Annotated in this window: 13 protein-coding genes and 1 riboswitch; of the genes, 12 read left to right on the top strand and 1 reads right to left on the bottom strand. The window is 58.5% G+C overall.

The window, feature by feature from the left end; translation table 11 throughout:
• Positions 1-76 precede the first annotated feature (76 nt).
• Entirely contained in the window at positions 77-718 is a 642-nt protein-coding gene (locus ACXAD0_RS14525; RefSeq protein WP_475089268.1) for an SOUL family heme-binding protein, read from the bottom strand.
• Positions 719-880: 162 nt separating this feature from the next.
• Between ACXAD0_RS14525 and ACXAD0_RS14520 the strand changes: the two genes are divergently transcribed.
• The 12 genes from ACXAD0_RS14520 (at position 881) to ACXAD0_RS14465 (ending at position 11,597) form a co-directional block, all read left to right on the top strand.
• Complete coding sequence (locus ACXAD0_RS14520; RefSeq protein ID WP_475089267.1) at positions 881-1,162, top strand: DUF427 domain-containing protein; 282 nt, start codon at positions 881-883, stop codon at positions 1,160-1,162.
• Positions 1,159-1,641 carry a cupin domain-containing protein gene (locus ACXAD0_RS14515; RefSeq protein WP_475089265.1) on the top strand — a complete coding sequence of 161 codons (483 nt, stop codon included), beginning with the start codon at positions 1,159-1,161 and terminating at the stop codon, positions 1,639-1,641. The genes ACXAD0_RS14520 and ACXAD0_RS14515 overlap by 4 nt, the downstream gene beginning before the upstream one ends.
• A gap of 124 nt (positions 1,642-1,765) precedes the next feature.
• On the top strand, positions 1,766-2,518 hold the full coding sequence (locus ACXAD0_RS14510; RefSeq protein WP_475089264.1) for a TSUP family transporter: 753 nt from the start codon (positions 1,766-1,768) through the stop codon (positions 2,516-2,518).
• A gap of 21 nt (positions 2,519-2,539) precedes the next feature.
• Positions 2,540-3,907, top strand: coding sequence for a sulfoacetaldehyde dehydrogenase SafD (gene safD, locus ACXAD0_RS14505; RefSeq protein WP_475089263.1), 1,368 nt, complete (start codon positions 2,540-2,542; stop codon positions 3,905-3,907).
• 106 nt (positions 3,908-4,013) lie between these two features.
• Positions 4,014-4,379: a SpoIIAA family protein gene (locus tag ACXAD0_RS14500; protein WP_475089262.1), complete on the top strand. Its 366-nt coding sequence runs from the start codon at positions 4,014-4,016 to the stop codon at positions 4,377-4,379.
• A gap of 315 nt (positions 4,380-4,694) precedes the next feature.
• Positions 4,695-5,399, top strand: coding sequence for a 5-oxoprolinase subunit PxpB (gene pxpB, locus ACXAD0_RS14495; RefSeq protein ID WP_475089261.1), 705 nt, complete (start codon positions 4,695-4,697; stop codon positions 5,397-5,399).
• On the top strand, positions 5,392-6,324 hold the full coding sequence (locus tag ACXAD0_RS14490) for a 5-oxoprolinase subunit C family protein (RefSeq protein ID WP_475089259.1): 933 nt from the start codon (positions 5,392-5,394) through the stop codon (positions 6,322-6,324). Before pxpB ends, ACXAD0_RS14490 begins: the two co-directional genes overlap by 8 nt.
• A gap of 62 nt (positions 6,325-6,386) precedes the next feature.
• Positions 6,387-7,115 carry a 5-oxoprolinase subunit PxpA gene (locus ACXAD0_RS14485; RefSeq protein WP_475089257.1) on the top strand — a complete coding sequence of 243 codons (729 nt, stop codon included), beginning with the start codon at positions 6,387-6,389 and terminating at the stop codon, positions 7,113-7,115.
• A 107-nt stretch (positions 7,116-7,222) separates the two neighbouring features.
• Positions 7,223-7,321: riboswitch (TPP riboswitch) on the top strand.
• A gap of 159 nt (positions 7,322-7,480) precedes the next feature.
• A complete protein-coding gene (gene thiC / locus ACXAD0_RS14480; protein ID WP_475089256.1) occupies positions 7,481-9,421 on the top strand; it encodes a phosphomethylpyrimidine synthase ThiC in 1,941 nt (646 codons plus the stop codon).
• 28 nt (positions 9,422-9,449) lie between these two features.
• Positions 9,450-10,559 carry an FAD-dependent oxidoreductase gene (locus ACXAD0_RS14475; protein ID WP_475089255.1) on the top strand — a complete coding sequence of 370 codons (1,110 nt, stop codon included), beginning with the start codon at positions 9,450-9,452 and terminating at the stop codon, positions 10,557-10,559.
• The gene (gene thiS, locus ACXAD0_RS14470) at positions 10,556-10,759 is read left to right on the top strand and encodes a sulfur carrier protein ThiS (RefSeq protein ID WP_475089253.1); all 204 of its coding nucleotides are present in this window, start codon (positions 10,556-10,558) and stop codon (positions 10,757-10,759) included. The genes ACXAD0_RS14475 and thiS overlap by 4 nt, the downstream gene beginning before the upstream one ends.
• A 28-nt stretch (positions 10,760-10,787) precedes the next feature.
• Complete coding sequence (locus ACXAD0_RS14465; protein ID WP_475089252.1) at positions 10,788-11,597, top strand: thiazole synthase; 810 nt, start codon at positions 10,788-10,790, stop codon at positions 11,595-11,597.
• Positions 11,598-11,730: the final 133 nt, after the last annotated feature.

The following is an 11,730-nucleotide window of genomic DNA, read 5'->3' as shown; positions in this document are numbered from 1 at the left end:
CAGCGATGTATTCGCTGCGAGAACGTAATGGCGTTATGCAGGCGGTACAAGCTGGCGCTCCGTGTTGTCTCAGGGGTTACTCGGTCGGTTCCACCTCGATCGCGACTTCGTTGATGCGCATGACTGGCAGCGAGAAGGGCGAGTTGTAGCGGTTAAAGATAGGCGTGCCGCGGGGTTTCAGTCCGGCAGCGCGAATCTCCCGCAACAAGGTGTCTTCTTCTTCACGATAGCGTTTCTGGCTCCAGCCGCCACGGTAGCGTCGCACCGCCATCATCCGTTCAGGGATTTCCCGCAGGGTGACAGCCGGATTATTGGGCTTCGGCAATGTGTCCATGGTGTATTCCGCGGGCATGAAAAAATTCACGCGGAAGCGTTGCCTGCCATTGTCACTGGCCTGTCCCGTTGGCTGCTGCGTAACGGGGGCCGTCATGGCGATTTTTTCACTGGGCTGCTGTTGGACCGGCGCGGTCATTGGCATTTTCTTCTGGCTCAGGTTGTTGCCGAAGATGTAGTCCGCCAGGGCACGGAATGCCTGGCCACTCGCATTCTCGAACGTGGCGGCAACCTCCACTTCTGCGACGATCTGCGGTGCATACCGCCGAAGCTCGAACTCAGGGTACTCCTGAACCACCGTGTGCCGTGGTGTTTCAATTGCCGACGCCATGGTCGCTCCCAAAATACCCATCAATACGAAATAAAAACGCGCAAGGTGCAACACGATTCCTGCCTCCTGAAAAGCGCCGTCATTTCAGGATAGTACGGGGTTCATCTGGGTTCGGATTGGCGCGCGGGGAAAGCCGCTCTGAAGTCGTGATCCATCTGTTGATTGTTGTAGTATCAGGTTTGAATGGATAAGGATCGGGCAATCAGGAGGCTGGCAATGAAGGCAATCTGGAACGGCAAGGTGTTGGCAGAAACAGATGACACCGTGGTGGTTGAGTCGAATCACTACTTTCCTGCGGAGTCGATTAATTGTGAGTTTTTCCAGCCGAGCTCTACCAGGACAAGTTGTCCCTGGAAGGGCGAGGCACATTACTACCACCTGGAAGTAGACGGGCAGACCAACCAGGATGCGGCCTGGTATTATCCTGCGCCGAAAGATGCCGCAAAAAATATTGAAGGCCGAATCGCCTTCTGGCGCGGTGTGGAAGTGATTGAGTGAGCGTTTGTACCGTCAGTGGCGGATGTGATCCGGGGGAGAACAGGTTGGTGTACCAGAATATCCAGCGCGCTGTTGTCGCGCTTTGTCTTTCAGTGATGTTGTCTGCTCCGCTGATGGCGGAGGAGATCCTCAAGACGTCCACCTCCTGGGACGGCGGCGCCATCGCCTATCCGGAAGGCGAGGTCGAGATCAGCTCGGTCATGCTGCGCCTCGAAGAGGGGCAGGAGTCCCCGTATCACTGCCATCCAGTACCCACCATGGGATATGTGCTCAAGGGCAAGCTCGAGGTGGAAACCAAAGATGGCAAGAAGGTTATCTTGACCGCCGGCCAGCCCGCGGTTGAAGTCATGCGTACGGTGCACAAGGGGCGCGCCGTCGAGGGGCCTGTTGAGCTTGTGGTGTTTTATGCCGGCGCCAAGTCATTGCCCACCACGGTGTTGCCGGAAACGGATACCGAAGGGCGTTTCTGCACGGATTAGCCCCTGCGTTGCCCAAAGGGGTGTCCTCAATTAACGATTTGGGCGACCCCTGATTACCCGGTCCCCCGGATCAACCGCTGTACACTCCACACCCTGAAAATGGTGTAACTGGGCGGATTCCTCTGTGGAGCTGGCGGACTTCTCGGGCCTGACGCTGGCGCTGCTGTTAGCCGCCTGTATTGTCAGTGCCTTTATCTCTTCTGTGACCGGCGGCGCCGGCGGACTGCTGATGTTCGCCGCCCTGAACATGGTCATTCCGTTGCGGGCCCTGGTTCCGATCCATGGCGCGGTGCAACTGGTGAATAACCTCGCGCGTATCTATTACGTGCGCCAGCATATCCGCTGGGACATGTGTTTGCCGTTTTTTGCTGGCTGCAGCCTGGGCGCTCTGCTGATGACGCTCGGTCTGGCGCAGGTCGACTGGAAGGCGTTGCCGCTTCTCCTCCTGGCCGGTCTCGTGTTCTACACCGTATTCAAGCCGAAGCAGATGCCCGAAATCCGTGTGCGCCCCAAGGGCTATTTCTGGGTGGGTATTGGCGGCGGTACTCTCGGCATTCTGGCGGGCGCGGTAGATCCCTATCTGGCGCCATTCTTCGTGCGTCGGGATCTGTCCCCGCAAGAGGTGGTGGCCAACAAATCGGTCATGCAGGCGTGGTGCCATGCGCTGAAAATCCCGGCCTTCATTTATCTCGGTTTCGTCTTTGCCGATCATCTGGGTTTGATCCTGTTGCTCTCGTTGGCGGCGATCGTGGGCTCCAGAATTGGTGTGGCGATGTTGAATCGTCTGGATGCGACGGTTTTCTTTCGTTTAATGCGCCTGGCATTACTGATTGCCGGCGTACGGATTTTGTATCAACTGGCCAGCGGCAGTTACTAAACCAAACAGTAGAGGTGTTCCTTGGCGGACTATCAGATTTACAACCCCTATACCGGTGACTTGATCGAAGAGTATGACTTCAATACGCGCGAGGAAGTCGGGCAGGCTATCGATCTGCTGGTAGAGGGCCGCGGCATCCAGAATGCGACCCCAGCTTTTGAGCGCGCAGCGATCTTGAATCGTCTCGCGGGGCTACTGCTCGAGCATAAAGAAGCACTGGCGGCAACGATTACCGAGGAGACCGGTAAAACCATCAGTGACAGCCGCATCGAAATCGACCGGGCCTACAATACCGTCCTCGGTAGTGCGGTGGAGGCTCGCTGTATCAGTGGGGAAGCGCTGGATTCCGACGCGTTTCCGCCTCAGCGCGAGCGTATCGGGGTTGTGCTATGGAAGCCCCTGGGCACGGTGCTGTGCATCACGCCATTTAATTTCCCCATCAACATCGCGGTGCACAAGATCGGGCCGGCATTTGCGGCGGGCAATACCATTCTGTTCAAGCCCGGTCCGCAAAACTTACGCTCTGCACGCCTGTTGGTGGACCTCTGCTACCAGGCGGGTATGGATCGTTCGGTGTTACAGATGTTGGTGCCGGATATCGAGGCGACCGCCTATGCGGTTGGGCATCCTCAGGTACAGGCGATCAACTTTACCGGCGGTACCCAGGCCGCCAATGCGATTGCCTCTGCCGCCGGCTTCAAGAAGTTACTGTTTGAACTGGGTGGTAACGACCCGGTGATCGTCATGCCGGATGCCAACCTGGATGCGGCGGTCTCCGCAGTGATCAACCAACGCTTTGCGACGGCAGGGCAGCGCTGTACCGCTGCCAAGCGCATATTCCTGCATCGGGACATTGCCGAAGACTTCAGTGCGCGACTGGTTGCGGCAACGGAAGTACTCAAAGTCGGCAATCCGGCAGAGGACGATACCTTTGTGGGGCCTGTGATTCACAGCCAGGCGGCGGACCTGGTGGAGACGCGTATCAGCGATGCGGTCGCCCGTGGCGCCAAAGTGCTGTATGGGCATCGTCGTGAGGGTAACCTGCTGTGGCCGACCATCATTGAGTCTGTGCCGGATGATGCAGAGCTGGTGGCCGACGAGACTTTTGGTCCGGTGGTACCCCTGAGGGTGTTCGATGCGATTGAGGAAGTGGTCGCGTTGGTTAACAGTTCCGAGTTCGGCCTGCAGGCAGGGGTATTTACAAACGACCTGTCACTGGCACGCAGCCTGTTCAATCAATTGGAAGTTGGCTTGCTTGCGGTGAATGATGGTCCCGGCTTCCGTGCCGAGCACTTCCCATTCGGCGGAGTGAAGCAAAGCGGCATTGGCCGGGAGGGCATCCGCTATGCCGTGCGTGAGATGAGTCATCAGAAAACTCTGGTGATTTGAGCGCCAGCGCCGCTCTCTTCCGGTGAACGGCTTGATGCAGGTCAAGCCGTTCACTGTGGTCGACCTTACACTGGGGACAGTGGTGATTGTTCCTGAGGAGACCGTCATGTTTAAGGTAGAGCGCAGTGGCCCCAACCGGGTGGATATCGAGTTTTCCGGCAAGCTTGATCGCGAGGCGATGAAGCAGGCACTGGATGACTTGCTGGAGAAATCTGAAGGCATTGAATCCGGACGTATGCTGTATCGCATCGGAGAGTTTGACCTGCCGACTCTGGGCGCCATCGGTGAAGAGTTAAAGCGCCTGCCCAAAATGCTGGCCCTGATCGGCAAATTTGATCGGGCCGCGGTGCTGGCGGACCAGGACTGGATCCAGGTGGCCAGTGAAGTCGAGGGCAAGTTTATTCCTGGCATCAAGATCAAGGCCTTTGATCTGGATGACGTCGAAGAAGCCGAAGAGTGGCTGGCGCACTAAGCGCTAACGCCTTCGCAGTCCGCTCTGTCTATCGCCCCCGCACAAGGTACCCTTGGGGGCGCATTTTCTTTTCCTGCCCGACCGCTACACCTATCGGCGATAGGCTCGTGCCCAACAGTCGATGACGATACGTTGCTTTTTGCACAGCGCTTCATGAAAAGCGTATGCTGAGTATCAGGTATTAACCATCGTTGTCAGCGATTGAAGCCGTTTACAGATGTCTCCGGCAATCAGATATAGTTGCCGGAAAGGGACGGCCATTGCCTGTGGCTACGGTGTTCCATTCATTGGTCAAAGAAGTAAGCGCTCAACAGGATGTTGCAACTCATCGACAGCAGTGACGAATCTGTCACCGTCTACCTCGCCGAAACCTATGACGAGCAATCGTTGGCGCGTATCACATGGCTGGCCCAGCAGGTGCGCGAGCAGTTGTCCGAGCAGGTCACCGATGTGGTGCCTTCCTATTGTTCCCTGACGGTCTATTACGACGTCACCTGTACCAACTACCGATCGTTTTGCGACACGCTAATGCGGCTCGCGGAAAGCAGCGCTGATCAGGGGCGCGTTGCGCAACTACCAGCAGCGGCCAGAGAGATCCAGTTGCCCGTTTATTATGGCGCAGAGGCGGCACCGGATCTGGAGCGTGTTGCAGACTTTGCCGGCCTCAGTATTGAGGAAACCATTGCCCTGCATAGCGGAGCCGATTACCGGGTCTATGCACTGGGGTTCCGTCCGGGATTTGCCTTTATGGGGCGTACTCCCGAACCATTGCAAGTGCCGCGGCTCGACAACCCGCGTACCAAAGTACCTGCGGGCGCGGTCGCCATTGCCGGACCCCAGGCCGCGGTTTACCCGGAAGCATCGCCTGGCGGCTGGAACCTGATCGGACGCTGCCCTCTACCGATGTTCGATCGCAGCACGAACCCGCCGCAGGTGCGGCTGGCTGCCGGTGACCGGGTGCGATTTGTGCCCGTAGACCGCGAGGCGTATTTGAGCGCGGGAGGGGTGCTGGATGACTGAGTATCTCGTTGTTGAGAAAACCGGCCCCCTGACCACCGTGCAGGATCAGGGGCGTCGTGGGCAGCAGCATCTGGGGGTGAGCGTTGGCGGTTGCGTCGATGCACATGCCGCCAGCTGGGCCAATCGACTGGTGTGGAATGAGGCGGACGACGCAGTGCTGGAGCTGACGTTGGGGCAGTTGTCGCTGCGGTTTGGCGACTACTGCACCTTTGCGATTGCCGGGGCGGACTGTCAGTGGCGCCTCGACGGTCAGCCCCTTCAAAACTGGTCTGCACATCGGGCTGGCCCCGGCAGCTTGCTCGAAGCCAGCATTGCGCGTACCGGCGTGCGTGCCTATTTCGCCATTTCTGGCGGTATTCGTACACCACAAGTGTGGGGGAGCCGCTCTACCAGTACCGGCGCGGGGATCGGTGGTGTTGATCCTGTGGTTGGTCGTTCGCTGGCGGCGGGTGATCGGCTTCCTGTTGCGCACCGGGCGGTAGAGCAGCTCAATGCGACGCCGGCAAAATATACCCGCGACTACCTGGATGCGGTGCAGCTACGCCTGGTGCCCTCGAATCAGTTCGAGCAATTTACGGCGGCGCAGCGCCAGACTTTCTTCCGGCAATCCTATACGGTGTCACCGCAGGCGGATCGCATGGGGGTGCGTCTTGAGGGTACTCCAATGGCGGAGGTGCCCGGAAACCTGACTTCGGAAGCGGTGGCACCCGGTGCGGTGCAGGTGCCGAGTAATGGCCTGCCCATTGTGTTGATGGCAGACTGCCAGACAATCGGTGGCTACCCCAAAATCGGTCATGTATATCGGGTCGACCTGGATCGGTTGGCGCAGGCGCGCCCGGGCACAGAAGTGTTTTTCAGCCAGGGTACCCTGGCGGAAGCACAGGCGAAGCTGCGCGAACAGCGTATCTTTTTTACCGGGCGATAAAGGCAACTGAACGGTTTGCCACAGCGGTTAGCCAAAACAAAAGCAAAGGAATTCTGGCGGCGATGAAACTCAATTGCGATTTGGGCGAGGGCTACGGTAACTGGCAACTTGTCGATGAGAGCACGGTGATGCCGTTTATCGATCAGGCGAATGTTGCCTGTGGGTTCCACGCCGGGGACCCGCTGGGTATTCGCCAGACACTGCGACTGGCGAAAGCTTCGGGCGTGTCGGTGGGTGCCCATCCGGGGTATCCCGATCTGGTTGGTTTTGGCCGACGCTCAATGCATTGCTCCAGTGATGAAATCACCGCGATGGTGATTTATCAGGTGGGGGCGTTGCAGGGGTTGTGCGCCGCCGAGGGTATTCAGGTCGACTACGTCAAACCCCATGGCGCCCTGTACAACGACATGATGAAAGATGAGCGGGTGCTGAAAGCCATCTTGTCTGCCATGGCCGAGCTGGGTGAAGACTTGCCCCTGATGTTGATGGCCACCCCGGCGATTGACCACCATCGTGCGCTGGCTCAGGCGAGCGGCGTCCAGCTGTTGCTGGAGGCGTTCGCGGATCGTCGCTATGGCGACGACGGCCGATTGCAGCCTCGCTCCGAGCCTGGCGCGGTGCTGAAGGATCCGCAGGAAATCATTGCCCAGGTGCGCCAAATCGCTGCCGGTAGTGTGACCACTGCGGAAGGTAATCAGCTGGCACTGCAGGCGGATTCTGTCTGCGTACATGGCGATAACCCCGAAGGTGTCGCGACGATCGTCGAGGTGCGCCGCGCGCTCGGCAGCTGATACAGCCAACACATAGCGCCAGAATACATCCGACTGAATTGGCGTTTTGGTTCACAATTGCCACTGGCGTGTCCTGTTCAGTGGCAAGCCCTTCGTCTATACTCCTGCACCACTTGTCGGAGTGCCTGTGGGCTGAGATCGCTTTCGCGAGATCCGTTGAACCTGATCGGGGTAACCCCCGCGTAGGAAACAAGATCTGAAGTTGCTGGCTGCCGCCATCGAAAGAGGGCGAGGACCATAGCAGCACAACTTCTTCTCAAAGTAGGGCTGTGTATCATGCATCCCTTTCTCTCCCCCGGGCATTGCGTTACCCATGTTTGCGTTAGCAAGCATCGCTATAACAATTGCCACAACAAGGGGGCAGCATGTCTCAGGATACCGATCAGCCGCAAAAGGCTTCCAAGTCCAGCCGGGCCGCCAGCCGCGACTCCGCCAAGTCGTTTCTGGAAAACCTCACCGCGCAGTCCTTCCCGAATTCCCGCAAGGTTTATCTCGAAGGAGATACCCCCGGCGTCAAAGTGGGCGCACGTGAAATCTGCCTGGGTGACAGCATTGTCGGTGGCGACGAAAAGAATCCTCAGCTGGAGCCGAATCCACCGCTGCGTGTCTATGATACCGCTGGCCCTTACTCCGACCCGGCTTACAAGCCGAATGTTCGTGAAGGTCTGCCGCGCCTGCGCCAGGCGTGGGTAGAAGCCCGTGATGATTCCGAAGAGCTGGATACCCGCCAGGCTATGTATAGCCAGCAGCGTATGGCCGACCAGGGGCTGGATCATATTCGTTTTGAAAAACTGCCGTCTCCGCGCAAGGCCAAAGCGGGCAAGAATGTGTCACAGATGCACTACGCCCGTCAGGGGATTATCACCCCGGAGATGGAGTTTATTGCGGTACGCGAGAACATGGGTCGCGCCCAGTTGGCCGAAGAGCTGAAAGAGTCTGACTATCAGCGTGCGCGCGACGGCATCTACATTCCCGAGCAGATCACGCCGGAATTTGTGCGTCGTGAAGTGGCAGAAGGTCGTGCCGTTATCCCGGCAAACATCAACCACCCGGAACTGGAGCCGATGATCATCGGCCGTAACTTCCTGTGTAAGGTGAATGCCAACATTGGTAACTCGGCGATTACTTCCTCCATCGAAGAGGAAGTGGAGAAACTGGTGTGGGGTACCAAGTGGGGTGCCGATACCGTGATGGACCTGTCTACCGGACAGAACATTCACGAAACCCGCGAATGGATCCTGCGTAACGCCCCGGTGCCGATTGGTACCGTACCGATTTACCAGGCGCTGGAAAAAGTCGACGGTATTGCCGAAGACCTGACCTGGGAAGTGTTCCGCGATACGCTGATTGAGCAGGCGGAGCAGGGCGTGGACTATTTCACCATCCATGCCGGTGTACTGCTGCGCTACGTTCCGCTTACAGCGAACCGTACGACCGGTATTGTCTCCCGTGGTGGCTCGATTATGGCCAAGTGGTGCCTGGCGCATCACAAAGAGAACTTCCTCTACACCCACTTTGAAGATATCTGCGAGATCATGAAGGCCTACGATGTGACCTTCTCGCTCGGAGATGGCCTGCGTCCCGGCTCGATCGCCGACGCCAACGACGAAGCCCAGTTCGGTGAGTTGCACACCCTGGGAGAGCTGACTGAAATCGCCTGGAAGCACGACGTACAGACCATGATCGAAGGTCCGGGACACGTCGCGATCCACAAGATCAAGGAGAACATGGACGAGCAGCTGAAGCACTGCCACGGCGCGCCGTTCTATACCCTCGGCCCCTTGACCACAGATATTGCTCCGGGCTACGACCACATTACTTCCGGCATCGGCGCTGCCCTGATCGGTACTTACGGCTGTGCGATGCTGTGCTACGTGACGCCTAAAGAGCACCTGGGCCTGCCCAATAAGGAAGATGTGAAAGAGGGCCTGATGGCCTACAAGATCGCGGCGCATGCCGCCGACCTGGCCAAAGGGCACCCGCGCGCGCAGATGCGTGACGATGCACTGTCCAAGGCTCGCTTCGAATTCCGCTGGGAAGACCAGTTCAACCTGGGCCTGGATCCGGAGCGCGCTCGCGCTTACCACGATGAAACCCTGCCCAAGGAATCCGGCAAGGTTGCGCACTTCTGTTCCATGTGTGGGCCGAAGTTCTGTTCCATGAAAATTACCCAGGACGTCCGTGACTTTGCTGCCCAGCAAGAGGCTGCCAAACAAGAGGCGGCGAAGCAGGAAGCAGAGCAGGGCATGGAAGAGATGGCGATCAAGTTCAAGGACATGGGCAGTGAGATTTACCACAAGGCCTGATGGGCCGCGGTAACTCCGGAGTCCGGAAGTGGTTGCGTTGAATCCAGACCAGGCGTTGGCCAGCGCCAGCGGGCTAAACATCGGTATTGCCGGTGGCGGCTTGCTGGGGCGTCTGTGCGCGTGGCGGCTGGCACGTGCAGGCGCCCGGGTAACCCTGTTTGAAGCGGGTGCCCTTGCGGAACCCGCAGGCGCCTGTTGGACCGCAGCGGGCATGATCTCGCCGTTGAGCGAGCTCGTGCACAGTCCACTGCCAGTGTACGAGATGGGCCTTGAAAGCCTGGCCCTGTGGCCTGTGTGGCTTGAAGAACTCGCCGGAGTGCAGCCACCGGTGTTTTATCGGGCCAATGGCAGCCTTGTGGTGGCACATCAACGTGACGCCAGCCTGCTGGAGCAATTCCGCCGTGATCTCTTACTCACGTTAGGCGCTGACAAGGCCGGTGAGGTAGAGCCGCTGGATGCTCTGGCGGTGCGATCGATCGAGCCCGACCTGACGCACTTCAGTGGCGGTCTTTACCTGCGCAATGAAGCCGATATCGATAACCGCCATCTGCTGCGAGTATTGCTGGCTGAATTGCAGCGGCTGGAAGTCTCGTTGATAGAGCAGGCGCCGGTCGAGTGTGCTGCCGGGCAGATCATTGCGGTCGCCGATGGTGTGGCCAAAGATTTCGACCTGGTGATTGATTGTCGCGGGCTTGGTGCGAAACCGTCGCAGGCGGATTTACGCGGGGTGCGTGGTGAAGTGCTGGTTGTGGAGACCAACGAGGTCGGCTTTCAGCGTCCGGTACGCCTGATGCACCCGCGTTACAAACTGTATGCGGTGTCCAAACCGGATGGCACAACGGTTATCGGTGCGACGGAAATCGAGAGTGAAGATCTTTCACCCATCAGCCTGCGTTCCACCATGGAGCTGTCTTCAGCGCTGTACGCTTTGCATCCGGCATTTGCCGAGGCGCGTATCCTGGAATCCAACGTCAACCTGCGTCCGGCGGCAGCCGATAACGTGCCGTTTGTGCGGGCGAGTGAAAAATTAATTGTGGCCAATGGCCTCTATCGCCATGGGTACCTGTGTGGCCCGGCGTTGGTGCAGCGCACCCTGCGGGCGGTAGTCGAGCAATGTGCGATAGCAGAAGCAATATGAGTGAAGTTCAGATCAATGGCGAGTCCCGGTCTCTGGTCGAGGCCCAACCGCTGGTGAGCCTGCTGGAAGAAGCTGGTTACCAGGGCGATGCCTTTGCCGTTGCCATTAACGGCGAGTTTGTGCCGCGGGCGCAATACGCAGAAACTCGGGTGGCCCCGGGGGATCACGTCGATGTGGTGGCTCCGGTCGTGGGAGGTTGATGGGGCGTGCCCCTCACAGGAAAACACTATGCATACCCAAGACAAGCTGTCCCTGTATGGCCGTGAATTTGCCAGTCGTTTTCTGATTGGTACCGCACTCTATCCTTCTCCTGCAGTCATGAGTGAGTCGGTGGCCGCATCCGGGGCGGAAATCGTGACGCTGTCATTGCGGCGGCAGAACCCCGCTCAGCAGGGTGACAATGTGTTCTGGGATCTCGTGCGGGCATCCGGTTGCCAGCTGCTGCCCAACACGGCGGGCTGCAAGACGGTCAAGGAAGCGGTGAACCTCGCGGAAATGTCGCGGGAAATTTTCCAGACCGACTGGCTCAAGCTGGAAGTCGTCGGCGATGACTACAATCTGCAGCCGGATCCGTTCGGTTTGCTCGAGGCCGCTGCAGAGCTGGTGCGTCGTGGCTTCAAGGTATTGCCGTATTGCACCGATGACCTGGTGCTTTGCCAGCGCTTGCTGGATGCGGGCTGCGAAGTATTGATGCCCTGGGGCGCTCCAATTGGCACCGGCCAGGGCCTGCTGAATAAATATGCCCTGCAAACCCTGCGCTCCCGTCTTCCGGATGTACCGCTCATTATCGACGCGGGTATCGGTGCACCGTCGCAGGCGGCGGAAGCGATGGAAATGGGCTTTGACGCGGTACTGCTGAATACTGCTGTGGCCAAAGCACATGATCCGATTGCCATGGCGGGTGCGTTCCGCGGCGCGATTGAATCCGGTCGCAGTGCCTATCGAGCGGGGCTGATGCATAAACAACAAACCGCGAGCCCGAGCACGCCGACGCTGGACATGCCGTTTTGGCAGCAGACGGAAGTGCCAGCTGAATAGCGAGACGATCGGGGTTCCCGGGAAAGTCTTTGGGGTCTCGATGGTCTGTTCCTAACAACGTCTGTGGCGGCAAAGCAGCGGGTTAGTTTTTTCGAAAACGCGCAAGTACATCCCTGTATGCTCCGGCGGCGAC

This window comes from Microbulbifer sp. ABF4_148, from assembly GCF_056158985.1.
This window is presented reverse-complemented; position numbering and strand designations above follow the sequence as displayed.